This is a genomic window from Stenotrophomonas sp. 112478_Sma, from assembly GCF_056479905.1.
Genome location: NZ_CM151072.1, coordinates 677,874 through 695,705, shown reverse-complemented (window position 1 = coordinate 695,705; position 17,832 = coordinate 677,874). Strand labels below are relative to the sequence as shown.

13 protein-coding genes and 1 riboswitch are annotated in these 17,832 nt (G+C 67.8%); of the genes, 7 read left to right on the top strand and 6 right to left on the bottom strand.

Annotated features, from left to right (window positions below; translation table 11 throughout):
* Nucleotides 1-58 precede the first annotated feature (58 nt).
* A complete protein-coding gene (locus tag ACZK08_RS03080) occupies nucleotides 59-1,918 on the top strand; it encodes a DUF7657 domain-containing protein (RefSeq protein ID WP_065182792.1) in 1,860 nt (619 codons plus the stop codon).
* 11 nt (nucleotides 1,919-1,929) lie between these two features.
* The gene (locus ACZK08_RS03075; RefSeq protein ID WP_053516476.1) at nucleotides 1,930-2,934 is read left to right on the top strand and encodes a glycosyltransferase; all 1,005 of its coding nucleotides are present in this window, start codon (nucleotides 1,930-1,932) and stop codon (nucleotides 2,932-2,934) included.
* A 27-nt stretch (nucleotides 2,935-2,961) separates the two neighbouring features.
* Here the strand turns inward: ACZK08_RS03075 and ACZK08_RS03070 are convergent, their stop codons facing one another.
* From ACZK08_RS03070 to olsF, 3 genes are all read right to left on the bottom strand, one after another.
* Nucleotides 2,962-4,038: a metal-dependent hydrolase gene (locus ACZK08_RS03070; protein WP_065182793.1), complete on the bottom strand. Its 1,077-nt coding sequence runs from the start codon at nucleotides 4,036-4,038 to the stop codon at nucleotides 2,962-2,964.
* A gap of 64 nt (nucleotides 4,039-4,102) precedes the next feature.
* Complete coding sequence (locus ACZK08_RS03065) at nucleotides 4,103-4,906, bottom strand: UDP-2,3-diacylglucosamine diphosphatase (RefSeq protein ID WP_053516431.1); 804 nt, start codon at nucleotides 4,904-4,906, stop codon at nucleotides 4,103-4,105.
* Nucleotides 4,903-6,612: a bifunctional ornithine lipid synthase OlsF gene (gene olsF, locus ACZK08_RS03060; protein ID WP_065182794.1), complete on the bottom strand. Its 1,710-nt coding sequence runs from the start codon at nucleotides 6,610-6,612 to the stop codon at nucleotides 4,903-4,905. The genes ACZK08_RS03065 and olsF overlap by 4 nt, the downstream gene beginning before the upstream one ends.
* A gap of 336 nt (nucleotides 6,613-6,948) precedes the next feature.
* Between olsF and metK the strand changes: the two genes are divergently transcribed.
* Together metK and ACZK08_RS03050 are read left to right on the top strand one after the other, a co-directional pair.
* Nucleotides 6,949-8,160, top strand: coding sequence for a methionine adenosyltransferase (metK, locus tag ACZK08_RS03055; protein WP_053516433.1), 1,212 nt, complete (start codon nucleotides 6,949-6,951; stop codon nucleotides 8,158-8,160).
* 140 nt (nucleotides 8,161-8,300) lie between these two features.
* Entirely contained in the window at nucleotides 8,301-8,807 is a 507-nt protein-coding gene (locus tag ACZK08_RS03050) for an acyl-CoA thioesterase (protein ID WP_053516435.1), read from the top strand.
* 67 nt (nucleotides 8,808-8,874) lie between these two features.
* Here the strand turns inward: ACZK08_RS03050 and ppc are convergent, their stop codons facing one another.
* Nucleotides 8,875-11,586, bottom strand: a complete 2,712-nt coding sequence (ppc, locus tag ACZK08_RS03045) for a phosphoenolpyruvate carboxylase (RefSeq protein ID WP_065182795.1) — start codon at nucleotides 11,584-11,586, stop codon at nucleotides 8,875-8,877.
* A 169-nt stretch (nucleotides 11,587-11,755) separates the two neighbouring features.
* The gene (locus ACZK08_RS03040) at nucleotides 11,756-14,272 is read right to left on the bottom strand and encodes a S9 family peptidase (protein WP_065182796.1); all 2,517 of its coding nucleotides are present in this window, start codon (nucleotides 14,270-14,272) and stop codon (nucleotides 11,756-11,758) included.
* A 118-nt stretch (nucleotides 14,273-14,390) separates the two neighbouring features.
* A riboswitch (S-adenosyl-L-homocysteine riboswitch) is annotated at nucleotides 14,391-14,474 on the top strand.
* A gap of 36 nt (nucleotides 14,475-14,510) precedes the next feature.
* Between ACZK08_RS03040 and ahcY the strand changes: the two genes are divergently transcribed.
* From ahcY to ACZK08_RS03025, 3 genes are all read left to right on the top strand, one after another.
* Nucleotides 14,511-15,956 (top strand): adenosylhomocysteinase, encoded by a 1,446-nt coding sequence (gene ahcY, locus ACZK08_RS03035; protein WP_065182797.1) that lies wholly within the window; start codon nucleotides 14,511-14,513, stop codon nucleotides 15,954-15,956.
* A 286-nt stretch (nucleotides 15,957-16,242) separates the two neighbouring features.
* On the top strand, nucleotides 16,243-16,716 hold the full coding sequence (ybaK, locus tag ACZK08_RS03030; protein WP_053516440.1) for a Cys-tRNA(Pro) deacylase: 474 nt from the start codon (nucleotides 16,243-16,245) through the stop codon (nucleotides 16,714-16,716).
* On the top strand, nucleotides 16,716-17,201 hold the full coding sequence (locus ACZK08_RS03025; protein ID WP_065182798.1) for a hypothetical protein: 486 nt from the start codon (nucleotides 16,716-16,718) through the stop codon (nucleotides 17,199-17,201). The genes ybaK and ACZK08_RS03025 overlap by 1 nt, the downstream gene beginning before the upstream one ends.
* Before the next feature lie 26 nt (nucleotides 17,202-17,227).
* Here ACZK08_RS03025 and ACZK08_RS03020 read toward each other — a convergent pair whose 3' ends face one another.
* Complete coding sequence (locus tag ACZK08_RS03020) at nucleotides 17,228-17,785, bottom strand: DUF3228 family protein (protein WP_065182799.1); 558 nt, start codon at nucleotides 17,783-17,785, stop codon at nucleotides 17,228-17,230.
* Nucleotides 17,786-17,832 lie beyond the last annotated feature (47 nt).

Here is a 17,832-nt window from a genome sequence, read left to right as displayed (position 1 = left end):
GCCCCTTCCGCGTGCGCGGCAACGGGACCACCGAGCTCCGCGCCTGAAGGGATTCCTGATGACAGCACGCGCAACGACTCCGGGTAGCACGCTGCCCCTCGCCGCCCGGGAAGGCGGCCTGCTGGATGGCCTCGACTCCCGCCAGGCCCGTCTGTGCCTGGGCATCGTGGCGGTGCTGTGCCTGCTGTATGTCGCATTTGCACTGACGCCCTCGTCGTATGCGATGGCCAGCCAGTACCTGGGGCTGGCGCCGATCGAGCCCCTGCTCGGCAAGGCGCGGGGCATCCGCATGGACGAGTGGATGGTCTACACCCCTTACGTGCAGATCGCGGTGGCCAACGACTTCGGCGCGACCAACGCGTTTTCGCCGTACCACGAGACGCTGCGCTCGTTCCAGGCGCTTCCGCTGCTGGACTGGGGCCTGCTGTTCAAGCCGTACCACTGGGCCTTCTTCATCCTGCCACCGGCCAACGCCTACTCGTTCTTCTTTATGTTCATGGCGATGGCGTTCCTGTGCGGCTGGGCGCTGTTCCTGCGCCAACTGCGGGTTCCGCCGCTGGCGGCCGTGCTGGTCGCGCTGACACTGTACTTCTCGCCCTACGTGCAGGTGTGGTGGACGACCAACTGGGGCGCGTTCGCGCTGGCCCCGTGGGTAGCCGTGGCCTGGCTGCGGATCGACAACCGCTGGCTGCGCATCCTCGCCAGCGCCTACGCACTGGTGGTCTGGCTGCTGGCCGTGGCCTACCCGCCCTTCATCATTTCAGCGCTGCTGGCCATGGGCGTGCTGGTGCTGGCCTTCCGCCGCGATGCGTTGACAGTGGCACGCCTGCTCGACGCGGCGGTCGCCGGCGGCCTGGCGCTGCTGGCGTTCCTGGGCTATTTCCACGAAGCGATCGAGATCGTCCGCAACACCGTCTATCCCGGCCAGCGCGAGAGCGCCGGCGGCGGGGTCAGCCCGGTCGCGCTGCTCACCCACGGGTTCCCCAACCTGATGACGCGCGGGTTCTATCCGCTGCCTGCGTTCGAGCCGTCCAACGCCTGCGAGATCGCAGTGTTCAGCAGCCTGCTGCCGCTGTTCACCGCCGTCCTCGCCGACTGGACGCAGGTGCTGCGCTGGGCGCGCGGCCACCGGCTGTCGCTGGGGGTGCTGGCCGCCGGCATCGCGCTGGTCGCCTGCTGGATCTTCCTGCCGGTGCCGCTGCGGATCGGCCAGCTGACCGGACTGTCGATGGTGCCGCCCACCCGTGCGTTGCTGGCATTGGGCCTGCTGCTGAACATCGGCTGCGCGATCGTGCTGGTGCGCGGCGGGGTGCGCCTGGGACGCGGCCGCCTGCTGCTGCTCGCGGCCCTGCTGCTGGCGGGATGCCTGCTCAAGTTCGCCTTCGGCCAGGGCAGTTTCAGCCGGCTGCATGCCACGGCCGATGCATGGCCACTGCTGTGCGTGGGCGTGCTGGCCTTCGCCGCGCGCCGCCCGCGGTTCGCCGCGCATCCGGTGGCGCTGGTGCTGGCGGTGGCCGCGCTCGGCAACGTGCTGACCAACGGGCTGTTCAATCCGGTGCAGTCGGCCCGGCCGATCTTCGACATGGACCGCGGCGCCGTGCTGGCGTCGATGCAGGAGCGCGGTGCACGGCAGGCTGCGGACGGAGCGCTGGTGGTGGAAGGGCGCTACGGTGCGCTGCTGTCCGGCGTCGGTATCCCGGCAGTCAACCACACGCTGTATTTCCCGCAGCTGGCGTACTTCCGCGCGCGCTTCCCGGACATGCCCGAAGACCGCTTCAACACCACGTTCAACCGCTATCACCATGTGATGGTCAGCGACGTCGCCGAACCCCGTTCGATGTACGCCGACCTGGTGGAAGTGCCCGCAGCCGCGATGCTGGCCGCGCCCGCGCAGCCGCCGGCACCGCCGCAGCCCTGAGGACGATGCAGATGAACGCCTACGCGCGCCCGGCCACGCCACCGAAGATCGCCGTCATCATTCCCTGCTACCGGGTGACCCGCCACGTGCTCGGCGTGCTCGCAGCGATCGACGATGCGGTCACCGCCATCTACTGCGTTGATGATGCCTGCCCGGATGGCAGCGGCCGGATGGTCCAGGACAGCACGCGCGATCCCCGGGTCAGGGTGCTGTTCCATGCGCAGAACCGCGGCGTCGGTGGTGCGATCAAGACCGGCTACCGCGCGGCCATCGCCGAGGGCATGGACATCCTGGTGAAGGTCGATGGCGACGGCCAGATGGATCCCACACTGCTGATGGACTTCGTCGCTCCCATCGCCGAGGGCAACGCCGACTACACCAAGGGCAACCGCTTCTGGAACCTCAGCCACATCCGTCGCATGCCGCTGCTGCGGCGGATCGGCAACCTCGCGCTGTCGTTCATGAGCAAGGCGTCTTCCGGCTACTGGCAGGTGTTCGACCCGACCAACGGCTACACCGCCATCCACGCCCGCGTTGCCAGCCACCTGCCCCTTGATGCGATCAGCGACCGTTACTTCTTCGAGACCGACATGCTGTTCCGCCTCAACACGGTGCGTGCCGTGGTGCAGGACGTGGCGATGGACGCGCGCTATGCCGACGAGACCAGCAACCTGCGCATCAGCCGGGTACTGGGCGAGTTCGCCTTCAAGCACGTGCGCAACACGCTCAAGCGTGTCGGCTACAACTATTTCCTGCGCGACCTGACCATCGCCTCGCTGGAGCTGATCGCCGGGCTGGGACTGCTTGCCTTCGGTGGCGTGTTCGGCGCGTACCACTGGATCGCATCGGCATCGGCGGAGGTTGCGACGCCGGTCGGTACGCTCATGATCGTCATGGTTTCGCTGATTTCAGGTCTGCAGTTCCTGCTGGCATTCGTCGGCTTCGACATCGCCAATGCGCCGCGCCAGGTCCTGCATCGCTCGATCCAGCTCAACCGCACAGCACCGCCGGCCTGACGCCGGCACAGCATCCCCGCCTGCCGATCAATCGCCCGCGTGCACCGGGGCACCACCGCCGGTGGCGCCCGTCGCTGCCGGCGCATGCCAGATCCGCTGCCACATCGCGGCCAGCCTGACGCCGACATCGGCGCGCGCCGCTGGGCTGCTGTAATCCGTGCGCCGCTGCTCGGGCACGATCGCCTGCCAGCGCCCATCGACCTGCCGTGCTACCGCGAAGTTGAAGGTGTAATCCGGCTCCAGGCCCATGCGCAGATCACTCAGCACCAGCATTCCGTCCACTATCTGCGCACGCATGAAGCCACGGTTGAACCACTGCAGGCGTTGAACCGCCGGAATCGACTGCGCTTCACGCAGGGCCTGCACATTGGACGGGTGGCCTTCGAACTGCATCGGGCCGCGGTCGGCCACCAGCGAGCGATCGCCGACCACGTAACCGTTCGGGGTCATCGCCACCACCCGCCACAGCAGGGTGTTGAACGGCATCGGCACCGAGAATCGTGGTGCATCGCCCAGCCCCATGGCCGCAAGGCTCTGCTGGGCGGCACGGTCGACCTGAGCCTTGGCCAGCAGGCCCCATCCCAGGTAGCCGGTACTGAGCACCAGGGCGAGCCCGAGCACCTTGCCGGCCCACGGCCGCGCGCGCCCGAACCACGCCACCACGCAGCCCAGCAGCAGCCATACCGTGTACGCCGGGTCGATGATGAAAACACTCGATCCCATGGTCGGGTGTGGCCGCAGTGGCCACCACAGCTGGGTCCCGTAGACGGTGAACGCATCCAGCAGTGGATGGGTGACCAGCGCCAGCTGGATGGCCCAGAACCAGCGCAGCGGCGACTGCGCCACCCGCCCCCGGCCGTAGCGCTTGAACAGCCACCAGATCAACGCCGCCACCCAGGGCAACACCAGCAGCGAATGGCTGAAGCTGCGGTGGTCGACCATCACCGCTACGGGATCCTCGGCAGTGAAGCCCAGCCACAAGGCATCCAGATCCGGCAGGGTGCCAAGTGCGGCACCGGCCAGCAGGGCCGCGCGGCGATGTCCGGGCGGGGCGATGGCAGCGGCTACGGCGCCGCCGAGAACGATCTGGGTCAAGGAATCCATGGCCCGATGCTAACGGCTTTGCCGGGCGACAGCAGAGCCCGGACGGTGGCCGGTGTCGCTGGGCTCAGGCAGCCGCCGCGCGCCGGGCTGCGCCGGGCAGCTCCACCAGCGTCCGCCCATGGTGATCGAGCAGGCGCAGCGCGCCATCATGATCTTCGGCCAGCGCGGTCAGGCTCTCCACCCAGTCGCCGTCGTTGGCGTAGACCAGGCCGTCGCGCTCGACCAGCGCCGCACGGTGGATGTGCCCGCAGATGATGCCGTCCAGGCCGCGCCGGCGCACGTCGTCCAGCCCGGCCTGCACGAAGCGCTCGATGTAGCGCTCGGCCGCTCCACTGCGCTTCTTGAGGAATTCCGACAGCGACCAGTAGCGCATGCCCAGCCGGCGGCGCACGGCGTTGAGCGCCTGGTTGCCGGTCAGGATGCGGTAGTACAGCCAGTCGCCGAACTTTTCCTGCAGGCCGCCGAAATGGGTGACACCGTCGTAGTCGTCACCATGGGCGACCAGCAACCGTCGCCCGTCGGCGGTCACGTGGATCGCGCGACGGCGCACCTGCATCGCCGGCAGCATCAACCCGCAGACATGGCGCAGCGAGGCATCGTGATTGCCGGGGATGTAGATGATCTCGGTACCATTGCGACGCAGTGCATGCAGCGCCTGGATGACGTCGCTGTGCGACTGCCGCCAGTTGGCGCGGTGATGCGCCATCCACCACAGGTCGATGATGTCACCGACCAGGTACAACCGTTCACAGCGAAGCTGGGTGAGAAACACGGCCAGTTCGGCCGCGTGGCAGTGACGCGACCCCAGATGCACGTCGGAGACGAACACGGCGCGACGGTGTGGCGACAACGTCGCCAGCGCGCTCATGCCTGCGCTCCGGCATCGCGCAGGTAGCGCTTGCGCTTGTGCGGTCGGATCGCGCACAGGTCCACCTCGATCAGACCGTCGATCGAGTCGCTGAACGCCGGGTCGACACCGAACGCAAGGAAGCGCGCGCCACCGGGCTCGCACAGGTCGGTGTACTGGCGGTACAGGGTCGGCACGCCGGTCCCGAGTGCGGCCAGGTTGGCCTTCAGGACATCGAAGGCTGCGCCCGCATCCAGTTCGCCGAAACTGGGCGGTGCCGCGAAGTACTGGAAGGGCCGGTTCGACTCGGCCAGGCCGGCGATGCCGCCGTAGTAGCGCTGGTAGTAGGCCACCAGTTGCTCGCGCGCATCGCGCGGCAGCGCCGCACTGATCGATACCGCACCGAACAGGTAGCGGATGCCGGGCCGGCACTGCAGGTATGCGCCGATTCCCTGCCACAGGTAGTCCAGGCTGCGGCTGCCCCAGTAATCGGGCACCACGAAGCTGCGGCCCAGCTCCAGCCCCTCGGCGATATGGGTGATGGCATCATCGGAATAGCGGAACAGCGACGCGCTGTAGAGCCCTGCCAGCCCGCGCCGGGCCAGCGCGTGCGCGCCCCGCATGATGCGGTACGCGCCCGCGATGCGCTGCGCGGCAGCGTCCCAGATCAGGATGTGCTCGTACTGCGGATCGAAGGCGTCCAGGTCGCGGCTGTGGCCGGTACCCTCGCCCACCTGGCGGAACGTCAGCTCGCGCAGGCGTCCCAGTTCCAGCAGCAGCGGCGAGTCGGCGCTGCAGCTGGCCAGCAGGATCTGCTTGCCGTCGGCGGTCTGCCCGAGACGGGCAGCGCCAGCGATGGCGGCCGCCACCTGCGACGGCGGCACCGGTGCGGCCAGTGGTTCGGGGCCGGCGCTGGCAGTCTCGCCGGGGCGCAGGTCGCGACCCAGCGCATACACCGCGCGCCGTACCGCCAGCAGCTGCTCGCCCGGGTCGCCCTGTCCCAGCTGCATCGGTTCACCGACGCGCAACCGCAGCGGCCGACCACGCCGCGCGAACATCTCGCGCGCCAGCAGCGCGGTGCCGGCTGGCTTGAACAGGGTCGAGGCGCCGTAGAACAGGGCCGAATTGCGTGCCTCCACCCGCACCGGCAACACCGGGGCGCCGGCGGCCCGGGCGAACCTGACGAACCCGCGCTGCCAGCGACCATCACGGATGCCACGCAACGACAGCCGGGATACCTCGCCGGCCGGAAACACGATCACGCACTGCTCGGCGGCCAGCGCCTGCTCCACCGCCTGCAGGCTGCCGCGCTGGACCTTGCCGCCGAGGATGCGGACCGGCAGCAGCAGGTCCTGCAGCGGGCCGATGGCGCCCAGCAGATCGTTGGCCACGATCCGCACATCACGGCGGATGCGGCCGACCGCGTCCAGCAGCGCCAGCGCGTCAAGTGCACCGGAAGGATGATTGGCCACGATCAGCAGACGGCCCGTGGCCGGAATGCGGGCCAGGGCTGCCGGATCCACCTGGTACTGGCCGTCCAGGAACTCCAGTCCGGCGGCCACGAAGCCGAATCCGCGCACGTCAGCGTTGCGCCGCAGGAAGTCCTCCACCCGGTCCAGCCGCGACCAGCGACCGACACTGCGCAGCAGTGGCCGCGCGAGCTGGCCGCGGCGGCCATGGAACCACTCCGGGAAGCGTTGCTGCAGACGCTGTTCGAGTTCCTGCATGGCGTGCTCACTGATACCCGGCGGCCGGATTGGCCGACAGCCTGCGCCTGGCACGCGGCAGGCAGATGGCGGTTTCGGGGCAGAACGATGACGGCCGGTCCCGCTCCGGCAACGCCGGAACCGCCCCTTCCCCCCCGCAACACGGCCTTGCGGCAATGGTCACGCCAGTGGAACACTGCCTGCGCACCGTGTCCTGCAGACGCCCGCCAGGCCTTGTGCCAGAGGGCACGTCACCTTAACCACCGGCAACCCGTACGGGTTCACAATGCACAGGCGGCGCACCCCGTGTATGATGCGCGCCCATCTTTCCATCCGAATCAAGGGATATTAAGCCTGATGTCCAGCTACCTGTTCACCTCCGAATCGGTCTCCGAAGGCCATCCGGACAAGATTGCCGACCAGATCTCCGACGCGGTGCTGGACGCGATCCTGACCCAGGACCAGCGCGCCCGCGTGGCCTGCGAGACCATGGTCAAGACCGGTGTGGCCATTGTTGCCGGTGAGATCACCACCAGCGCCTGGATCGACCTCGAAGCGCTGACCCGCAAGGTCATCCTGGACATCGGCTATGACAGCTCCGACGTCGGCTTCGACGGCGCCACCTGCGGCGTGCTGAACCTGATCGGCAAGCAGTCGCCGCACATTGCCCAGGGCGTGGACCGCAAGAAGCCGGAAGAAATGGGCGCGGGCGACCAGGGCCTGATGTTCGGCTACGCCACCAACGAGACCGACAGCTACATGCCGGCCGCGATCCACCTGTCGCACCGCCTGGTCGAGCAGCAGGCCAAGATCCGCAAGAAGAAGAACTCGCCGCTGTCGTGGCTGCGCCCGGACGCCAAGAGCCAGGTCACCCTGCGCTACGAGAACGGCGAAGTGGCCGCCATCGACGCGGTGGTGCTGTCCACCCAGCACGCCCCGGGCATCAAGCAGAAGGACCTGATCGAGGCCGTCCGCGAAGAGATCATCAAGCCGGTGCTGCCGGCCAAGTGGCTGCACAAGGGCACCAAGTTCCACATCAACCCGACCGGCAAGTTCGAGATCGGCGGCCCGGTGGGCGACTGCGGCCTGACCGGCCGCAAGATCATCGTCGACACCTACGGCGGCTGGGCCCGTCACGGTGGCGGCGCGTTCTCCGGCAAGGATCCGTCCAAGGTTGACCGCTCGGCCGCCTACGCTGCCCGCTACGTCGCCAAGAACGTGGTCGCCGCCGGCCTGGCCGACCGCTGCGAAGTGCAGGTCTCCTACGCCATCGGCGTGGCCGAGCCGACCTCGATCTCGGTCACCACCTTCGGCACGGGCAAGATCAGCGACGACAAGATCGAGAAGCTGATCCGCAAGCACTTCGACCTGCGCCCGTACGGCATCATCAAGATGCTGGACCTGATCCACCCGATGTACCAGCAGACTGCGGCCTACGGCCACTTCGGCCGCAAGCCGAAGGAGTTCAGCTACCTCAACGGTGCCGGCGAGACGGTCAACGCCACGGCCTTCTCCTGGGAGAAGACCGATCGTGCCGCCGCCCTGCGCGCCGATGCGAAGCTGAAGTAAGACAGACGAAGGGCCGCGCAAGCGGCCCTTCTGCTTTCTGTAGAGCCGAGCCCATGCTCGGCTTTCTTTTGCCTGCGCCGAGAGCAGCCGAGCACGGGCTCGGCTCTACACGAGCTGCGCCACGCCGATACAATCGGTGCATGTCGACCGAACTCAAAACCCACCAGCTGTCCATGACCGTGCTGATGTCGCCGGAGATGGCCAACTTCTCCGGCAAGGTCCACGGCGGCGCCATCCTGCGCCTGCTCGACCAGGTTGCCTACGCCTGTGCCAGCCGCTACGCCGGCAGCTACGTGGTCACCCTGTCGGTGGACCAGGTGATGTTCCGCCAACCGATCGCGGTGGGCGAACTGGTGACGTTCCTGGCCTCGGTGAACTACACCGGCACCTCGTCGATGGAGATCGGCATCAAGGTGGTGGCCGAGGACATCCTCAAGCGCAGCGTGCGCCACGCCAACAGCTGTTTCTTCACCATGGTGGCGGTGGACGAAGAGGGGCGGCCAACGCCTGTCCCCCCGCTGCAGCCCGCCAGTTCGGACGAGAAGCGCCGGCAGGCCGCCGCGCTGATCCGGCGCCAGCTGCGGCAGGAAATGGAGCAACGGCACCTGGAACTGCTGGCGTCCAATCCGCCTTCGCCTGAAGAGTGAGAGCGTGCGGGGCAAGCCCCGCACCCACCGAGGCGGGTAGCGCCGGGCCATGCCCGGCGGATGCGGATCACCCGGTGTTCTGCACGCCCTGCGAAACACCATTCACGCAGGCCACCAGCGCGCGCAGCAGTTCTTCGTCCTCCCGCCCGCTTTCGCGCCAGCGCTGCAGCAGGTCCACCTGCAGCACGCTGATCGGATCGACGTAGGGATTGCGCAGGCGGATCGACAGCGCCAGCCGCGCATCGTGCTCCAGCAAGGTCTGCTGGTCCATCAGTGCCAGCAGCCAGCGGCGGGTCAGCGCCAGTTCGTGCTGGATCTGCGGGAAAAAGCGCCCGTGCAGGTCACCGGAGAGACGCGAGAACTGTTCGGCGATGGTGATATCGCCCTTGGACAGCACCATTGCGATGTCGTCCAGGAAGGTGCGGAAGAACGGCCAGTCGCGCGCCATGTCGCGCAGGACAGGTTCATGGCCGGCATCCACCGCCGCCTGCAGGCCGCTGCCCACGCCATACCAGCCGGGAATCACCGCGCGGGCCTGGCTCCAGGCGAATACCCACGGGATCGCACGCAGGTTGCCCAGTGCCGCATCCTGGCCGAGACGACGCGACGGCCGTGAACCCAGCGTCATCCGCTCGATCACATCGATCGGCGTCGCCGTACGGAAGTAATCCATGAAACCGGCCTGGCCGACGAAGACGCGATAGACCTCGCTGCTGGCGGCGGCGACCACGTCCATCACCGGTCGCCAGCCCTCCTCGCGAGGTTCCGCGGCACGCGGACGCAGACTGGCCCGCAGCACCGCACCGGTGGCCTGCTCCAGCGATCGCAGCGCCAGCGCGCGGATGCCGTACTTGCGGTGGATCACCTCGCCCTGCTCGGTCACGCGCAGGCGACCATCGATGCTGCCACGTGGCGACGCGTCCACCGCGTGCGTGGTCTTGCCACCGCCCCGGCTGATCGAACCACCACGGCCGTGGAAGAAGGTCAGGCGGATGCCGGCCTCGGCCGCCACGTCCAGCAGTTCCACCTGCGCACGCTGCAGGCCCCAGCGCGAAGCGGCGATGCCGCCGTCCTTGCTGCTGTCGGAATAACCCAGCATCACCATCTGCACATCACCGCGTGCCCGCAGATGAGCGCGATAGACCGGATCGGCCAGCAGGTCACGCAGCGTCGCAGTACCACGCTTGAGATCGTCCACCGTCTCGAACAGCGGTGCGATGTCCAGCGGCACCGCGCCGTCCTCGTCAGCCAATCCGCCACGGCGCGCCAGCGCCAGCACGGCCAGCACATCGCTGCGATCATGTGCCATCGAGATGATGTAGCTGCCCAGCGCCTCGCTGCCATGCCGCGCGCGCGCGTCGGCCAGCGCCGCGAACACCGCATCCAGTCGCTGGTTGCCCTCGTCGTCGCCCACCGGCAGCGGCTGCTCGCCGCTGGCGTGTGGCCCGAGCAGGCCGGCGCGGGCCAATGGATCCAATCCGTCCCACGCCGCTTCGCCGCCCAGCACCGCCGCCAGCGCGCGCGCATGCACGCTCGATTCCTGCCGCACGTCCAGCCGCGCCAGATGGAAGCCGAACGTCTTCACCCGCCACAACAGTCGCTGCACGGCGAATCCGCCGGCATGCTCGCCACGGTTGGCACGCAGGCTGTCGAGGATCAGCTGCAGATCGTCGATCAGCTCGTCCGGGCCTGCATAGGCCCCCTCTGCATCGTCCAGAGTGGCCTGCAGGCGCGCACGCATGCGGTCGTTGAGCAGGCGGTATGGCATGTCGGCGTGCCGCGGGCGCGACTGCACCTGCGGCAACAGCTGCTGGTAGTGCGCCACGCGCGCCTGCAGCGCATCGCTCACGCCCACCCGCTCGGTGGACTGGCTGAGCAGGCTGGCCAGCTGCAGCAGTTCCTTCTGGTAGCGCCCCAGCACTGCCTGTCGCTGGGCATCGAGCGTGCTGCGGATGGTGCGGGCGTCCACGTTCGGGTTGCCGTCCATGTCGCCGCCCACCCAGGTGCCGAAACGCAGCAGGCGCGGCAGCGCCAGTTCTTCGCCATAGGTATCACGCAGCGCCTGCTGCAGGGATTCGTACAGCACGGGTATCACCCGGTACAGCACCTGCACCAGATAGAAGCCGACATGCTCGCGCTCGTCATCGACCGTCGGCCGCACCGGCGAGGAGTCGGTGGTCTGCCAGGAAGCGGTCAGCGCCATGCGGAAGCGTGCAGCATCCGCTGCCGCCTCGCCCGGCGTGCGCTGGCCGTCGAGGTTGTCGACCAGGCTGGCCACCATCAGCTGCTCTTTCTCCAGCAGTGCGCGGCGCACGGCTTCGGTCGGATGCGCAGTGAACACCGGTTCGATATCGATGCGCGGCAGCCACTGCGCCAACTCATCCAGCGTCACGCCCTGCGCCTTCAGGTGCTGCAGCGCATCCTGCAGGCCATCCGGCTGCGGCGCGGCAGTACCGGCGCGCTGGTAGTCGCGGCGGCGGCGGATGCGGTGCACGCGCTCGGCAATGTTGACCACCTGGAAGTAGGTGCTGAATGCCCGCACCATCGTCTCGGCCTGCTGCGGCGCACGACCGGCCAGGCCATTGGCCAGCTCCGACAGCGGCGCCTGGTTTTCGCGGCGGGCGATGGCCCGCGTGCGCACATCCTCGACATCGTCGAGGAAGGTTGCCGAAACCTGCTCGACCAGCAGGTCGCCGACCAGCGCGCCGAGCCGGCGCACGTCATCGCGGAGCGGAAGATCGGGAGAAGCAAACTCGATGCTGCTGCGGTACTCGTTCATCGGCGACGCACGGGCCTCGGTCAACGGATCCTGGATCCAAGCCTATCCCAGATCGGGGGCTGTGCTGCGATGCAGAAATGGTTTCATCTGCATGCAACGCCAGCGCTGCCGATGTGGAATGCAACCGCGTCGGGGCGGCCCCCTCGCAGGGGCCGCCGGCATGCACGTGTCAGCGCTTCTTCTTCGCCTTGCCCGAGGCTGCCGGGCCGATGGTCTGCTCCAGCCAGCGCTCGCTCTCGGCCAGCATGGTCATGATCGATTCGCGTGCACGATAGGCGTGCGATTCGTTCGGCAGCATCACCAGGCGCGCCGTCCCTCCGAGTCCCTTCACCGCAGCGAACATGCGCTCGCTCTGCATCGGGAAGGTGCCGGAATTGTTGTCATCCACGCCGTGAATGAACAGGATCGGATCCTTGATCCGGTCCGCATAGTTGAACGGCGCCATCTTCTGATACACGTCCTGCGCCTGCCAGTAGTTGCGCTCTTCGGCCTGGAAGCCGAACGGCGTCAGCGTACGGTTGTAGGCACCACTGCGGGCGATGCCGGCCTTGAACAGGCGCGTATGCGCAAGCAGGTTCGCGGTCATGAACGCACCGTAGGAATGGCCGCCGATGGCGATATGGTCGCGGTCGGTCACGCCACGGCGCACCACTTCGTCCACCGCAGCCTGGGCATTGGCCACCAGCTGTTCGATATAGGTGTCGTTGGGTTCCTTGTCACCCTCGCCGATGATCGGCATCGAAGGACTTGCCAGCACCACATAGCCCTTGGCCAGGAAGGCCTGCGGGCCCCAGTAGCTGATCGCGTTGAAACGGTACGGCGAATCGGTGACCTGGCTGGCGGCCGCGGCGCTCTTGAACTCGCCCGGATAGGCCCACATCAGCAGCGGGCGCGGGCCGTCGCGGGTGGGATCGTAGCCCGGCGGCAGCAGCAGCGTGGCCGTGAGGTCCACGCCGTCGGCACGCTTGTAGCGGATCTGCTCCTTCTGCACGCCCTTGAGCTGCGGCAGCGGATGCGGGAAGTGGGTCAGCGCGCGCGATGCCGCGCCGGCATCGGTGAGCGACTGCACATGGAAGTTGGTCGGCTCGTCCGGGCTTTCACGGCTCAGCAGCAGCGAGCTGCCCTGGTTGTCCAGCAACGCCACCGGCACCGAATAGTTCGGCGCCTGCGAGTGGAACAGGCGGGTGGCCTTTCCGCTGGCGATGTCGAAGCGGTCCACGAACGGACGGTCACCTTCCGGCGAAGCACCGGCACCAACCAGATACAGGCTGCCACCATCGGGGCTGGTCTGCAGCAGCGAGCGGCCGCGATCGTCGCTGGACAGCTGGGGCCGGCCAGGATCGGAATAGCGGTCCTGCGCATCACGATCCCACAGCAGGCGCGGCTCGGCACCGGCGTTGTCCGGGGCAATCAACCAGGTCTTGGTCCTGCGGGTCTTCCACCACGACTCGGTGAGCAGGGCCAGGTCGCCACGGCCCCAGCTGATGCCGGCCAGACGGCTGCCGAGCTGGGCCAGCGTCACTGGCGGCCTGTCGAACGGGGCGGCCTGCATCAGCACCGCGTCGCGCACCTTGGCGTCGCGGTTCGGATCACCACCGTCCTGGGCTTCGGCCCAGACCAGTGTGGCATCAGCATCGCCGCGCCAGCTGATGTCGCGCACGCCGGTCACTTCGGCGTCGTTGCCGGTCGGCAGGCCTTCCACCAGCGGGCGCACGGCCACGGTGTGCACCAGTTGGCCGCTGGCACGGTCGATCACTTCAATGCGGCGCGGGAAGCTGCTGACCGGCACCACATAGGAGTAAGGCCGCTGCACCGGCTGGCGCAGCACGAAGCGGCCATCCGGCGACACCGAGAAGCCCATGAAGATGCCCGCCGCGCCGATCGCGCGGGTGCGGCCATCCAGGCTGACTTCCATCGGCTGGGTGGTGGCGTAGTAGTCGAACTGGCGCGCGTCGGCCTCGTTCTTCAGCAGGTCCTGATAGGTACGGATCGACACCACGCCGCCGCCCTGGCTGGTCTGCTGCACGGCGGGGCCGGTGGGAATGCCGTCGGCGGCCGGGGCGGCGCCGAGGTTGGCCGGGCGGGTAAACACCACCAGACCACGGCTGTCCGGCAGCCACTGGTAGCCGCTGCCGATCACCGTGTTCAGGCCGGCGACCAGGCGACGGGCGCTGCCGGCGGCCACATCCACCAGCCACAGTTCATTGGCGCCACTGGCGGCGTCGACCTGGTTGAAGGCCAGCCACTTCTGGTCCGGCGACCATGCCAGGCTGGCAATCGACAGCGTGCCCGGCAGGCCGCTGATCTGCCGCTCCCTGCCGTCGGCCACGCTCATCAGCCACAGCTTCTCGCCGAAGCTGAAACGGCTGTCGGAGAACGTGCGCGGGTTGATGCGCAGGCCTGCCAGCTTCAGTTCCGGCTGGGCCACCACCTGGATCGACGGCAGCGACGGCATCTGCATCAGCGCGGCCACATCGCGGCGCGGCGACAGGTACAGCGAGGGCGCACGCGGGGCGTCGACCACCGCCTGCAGCTCGGCCGAGGGCAGCTCGTAGCCGTTTGCCCCCTGGGCCTGGGCCGCCGCAGGCTGCGGCGCTGCCGCCCAGGCCAGCGGGGCCACCGCCAACAGGGCCATGGACAGGACCAGGCCGGTCAAGCGCCGGTTGCGGCGTACATGCATGCTCATCGTTCCACCTGAGGGTGCGTTAAAACCCGACCTTAACAGTCCGTGCACAGGCGCCCATCTGCCGATGGTTGGGTCACGCCGATGAAACACCGGGCGCGCGATATAATGGCCGTTCTCCCCTCCCGAGGGGCGCTGCGACCGGACCCCCATGAGGCCGGCCAGGCTCGGTGAGGTGGCTCTGTAACAACGGCGCCCGGCTAGATGCGAGCACCCGCTCGCCCACAACCGGAGCTACTGCATGAACGCTGTTGCCAAGACCTTCTCCACCGAAGGCGATTACAAGATCCGCGACATCACCCTGGCCGACTGGGGCCGCAAGGAACTGGACATCGCCGAGCATGAAATGCCGGGCCTGATGTCGATCCGCCGCAAGTACCAGGCCGAGCTGCCGCTGAAGGGCGTGCGTGTGACCGGCTCGCTGCACATGACCATCCAGACCGCGGTGCTGATCGAAACGCTGAAGGACATCGGCGCCGACGTGCGCTGGGCCTCGTGCAACATCTTCTCGACCCAGGACCATGCGGCTGCGGCCATCGCCGCCACCGGCACCCCGGTGTTCGCCTGGAAGGGCGAGACCCTGGAAGAGTACTGGGACTGCACCCTGGACGCGCTGACCTTCACCCTGGCCGACGGCACCCTGACCGGTCCGGAGCTGGTGGTCGATGACGGTGGCGACGTCACCCTGCTGATCCACAAGGGCTACGAGCTGGAAAACGGCAGTGACTGGGTCAACACCGCCTCCTCCTCGCACGAGGAACAGGTCATCAAGAACCTGCTCAAGCGCGTGGCCAAGGAGCGCCCGGGTTACTGGGGCCGCGTGGTCAAGGACTGGAAGGGCGTCTCCGAAGAGACCACCACCGGCGTGCACCGCCTGTACCAGCTGGCCCAGGCCGGCACCCTGCTGATTCCGGCGATCAACGTCAACGATTCGGTCACCAAGAGCAAGTTCGACAACCTGTACGGCTGCCGCGAGTCGCTGGCCGATGGCCTGAAGCGTGCCATGGACGTGATGCTGGCCGGCAAGCTGGCCGTGGTCTGCGGTTACGGTGACGTCGGCAAGGGCTGCGCCGCCTCGCTGCGTGCCTACGGCGCACGCGTGGTCGTGACCGAAATCGATCCGATCTGCGCCCTGCAGGCAGCGATGGAAGGCTATGAAGTCAACACCATCGAATCGACCCTGGGCCGTGCCGACCTGTACGTCACCACCACCGGCAACAAGGACATCATCCGCATCGAGCACCTGAGCGCGATGAAGGACCAGGCGATCGTCTGCAACATCGGCCACTTCGACAACGAGATCCAGGTCGATGCGCTGGTGTCCTACCCGGGCATCAAGCACGTGAACATCAAGCCGCAGGTCGACAAGTACGTCTTCCCGAACGGCAATGCGATCTTCCTGCTGGCCGAGGGCCGCCTGGTGAACCTGGGCTGTGCCACCGGCCACCCGAGCTTCGTGATGTCCAACAGCTTCGCCAACCAGACCCTGGCACAGATCGACCTGTGGGCGAACAAGGACAGCTACGAGAAGAAGGTCTACCTGCTGCCGAAGAAGCTGGACGAGGAAGTGGCACGCCTGCACCTGGAGAAGATCGGCGTGAAGCTGACCACCCTGACCCAGGAACAGGCCGACTACATCGGCGTGCCGGTGGAAGGCCCGTTCAAGCCGGACCACTACCGCTACTGATGCCGCGCCCGGGGTCGGTTCCCTTTCCGCAGGAAAGGGCCCCGGCCCCAGCAACGGAAACAGAAAGAACGGGCGCCTTCGGGCGCCCGTTCTGCGTCAGGCACGCCGCTAGCGCCAGCCCATGAGCATCCCGGTAGCGCCGGGCCATGCCCGGCGGGTGCAGGGCGCCTGCTCATCGACACGCAGGCAATACGATCTCCACGCCACCGGGCATGGTCCGGCGCTGCCGGATCGCGGCAACAGCCTCGGTCAAGGCAGCCGCGTCGCCCCACGCTACGATGCGCCCATGACTCCGGCCATCACCCTGCTCAAGCGCGAGAAGATCGCCCACACCGTACGCAGCTACGTGCACGATGCCCACGCCGAATCGTATGGTGGCGAGGCCGTCGACAAGCTGGGCCTCGATCCGGCACAGGTATTCAAGACCCTGCTGGCCAGCACCGAAACCCACGAGCTGCTGGTGGCGATCGTGCCGGTGGCCGGCCAGTTGGACCTGAAGGCGTTGGCGGAAGCAGCCGGCTGCCGGAAGTGTGAGATGGCCGCTGCCGACGCCGCCCAGCGCGCCACCGGCTACGTGGTCGGTGGCATCAGCCCGCTCGGGCAGAAGAAGCGCCTGCGCACGTTCCTGGATGCCAGTGCGCAGGTATTGCCCAGCCTGCATGTCAGCGCCGGGCGTCGTGGACTGGAAGTGGAACTGGCGCCGGCCGACCTGCTGCGCCTTACTGCCGGCCATTACGCCGCCATCGGCAAGGCCCGCTGATGCGCTGGCCGTGGTCCGCAGCGCCGATACCCCGGCTCGACGATGCACAGGCCGACGTGCTGCTGCAGAATCTGCTGTCGCGCGACGCCAGCCGCATCACCGACACCGCGCGCACGGTTGCGCGGTTGTTCACCCCCTCCTCGCTGGAGGCCCTGGCATCGCACGCCGACCTGATCGAGCGACGCTGCCAGCCCGTCGAACTCGGCGGCATGCTGGTCAGCAACCAGGCGCACCTGAAGGCGGCGCTGCGACGATTGCGCCACTGGCAGGCGCGCGAGGGTTGCCTGTGCGCGCTCAACCCCACCTACCCGTTCTTCGATCCCCGGCACCTGCTCGAACAGGGCCACATGCAGCTGCTCTCGTTGCAGGAGGCCGAAGATGGTTGGGGCGATTGCCACACGGTCGCCTGTGCACACTGCGGCCAGCACTGGCAGGCAATCGACCGCGAATACCATTACCCGTGGTGGGAATGGCTTTCCGGCTGAGCGCGGCCGGACGCACGTGACCGGGCCTACGGCCGCCAGTTGGCGTTGTTCTCCCAGAACGCCACCGAACGCTGGTAGGCCTCACGGTCCAGCGGCACGCCGGAACCCCCCTCCTCCACACCGAGCGCATTGCGCATCATCGTGATCGGCGCCATCGGCACTTCTTCCGGTTCGGCAGTGTAGATGCAGCCGACGATGCCCCAGTCCGCATCGATCGGTGAGCCCTCTTTGGCCAGCTGCTCGGCGCTGTACAGGATCACCACCAGGTAGTTCGCACGCGGCGATTCGACGCCTTCGAACCAACGCACCAGCACCGGCAGCTCATCGCGGTTGCGCGCTTCGTAGCCGCTGCGCAGCAGGTGGCGGTTGGCATCGGTGACCGGCACGGTCAGGCAGCGCGTGCTGGTCCAGTTCTCGTAGACGAACAGCTTGCAGAATGGCGCGTAGCCGTCGAGCACCTTCAGTGGCGCATGCGCATTGAGGTGGGCCTCGAACTGCTCGGCAGTGCAGTCCTGGATGGTGTTGCCGCGTGGCACGCGCGGGAACAGGCGGGGACGGGCGAAATCGGTAAGGACGATGGACATGGAGTGCGGCGTGATCAGGAATTCAGTGGCACAGGGTACCCGCCCTT

Bases quoted from the DNA above. Each gene is read 5' to 3' on its own strand.
- ACZK08_RS03040 (WP_065182796.1), bottom strand. From the start codon at position 14,272: ATGAGCATGCATGTACGCCGCAACCGGCGCTTGACCGGCCTGGTCCTG.
- ACZK08_RS03075 (WP_053516476.1), top strand. From the start codon at position 1,930: ATGAACGCCTACGCGCGCCCGGCCACGCCACCGAAGATCGCCGTCATC.
- ACZK08_RS03025 (WP_065182798.1), top strand. From the start codon at position 16,716: ATGCGCTGGCCGTGGTCCGCAGCGCCGATACCCCGGCTCGACGATGCA.
- olsF (WP_065182794.1), bottom strand. From the start codon at position 6,612: ATGCAGGAACTCGAACAGCGTCTGCAGCAACGCTTCCCGGAGTGGTTC.
- ACZK08_RS03070 (WP_065182793.1), bottom strand. From the start codon at position 4,038: ATGGATTCCTTGACCCAGATCGTTCTCGGCGGCGCCGTAGCCGCTGCC.
- ahcY (WP_065182797.1), top strand. From the start codon at position 14,511: ATGAACGCTGTTGCCAAGACCTTCTCCACCGAAGGCGATTACAAGATC.
- metK (WP_053516433.1), top strand. From the start codon at position 6,949: ATGTCCAGCTACCTGTTCACCTCCGAATCGGTCTCCGAAGGCCATCCG.
- ACZK08_RS03080 (WP_065182792.1), top strand. From the start codon at position 59: ATGACAGCACGCGCAACGACTCCGGGTAGCACGCTGCCCCTCGCCGCC.
- ACZK08_RS03020 (WP_065182799.1), bottom strand. From the start codon at position 17,785: ATGTCCATCGTCCTTACCGATTTCGCCCGTCCCCGCCTGTTCCCGCGC.
- ACZK08_RS03050 (WP_053516435.1), top strand. From the start codon at position 8,301: ATGTCGACCGAACTCAAAACCCACCAGCTGTCCATGACCGTGCTGATG.
- ybaK (WP_053516440.1), top strand. From the start codon at position 16,243: ATGACTCCGGCCATCACCCTGCTCAAGCGCGAGAAGATCGCCCACACC.
- ppc (WP_065182795.1), bottom strand. From the start codon at position 11,586: ATGAACGAGTACCGCAGCAGCATCGAGTTTGCTTCTCCCGATCTTCCG.
- ACZK08_RS03065 (WP_053516431.1), bottom strand. From the start codon at position 4,906: ATGAGCGCGCTGGCGACGTTGTCGCCACACCGTCGCGCCGTGTTCGTC.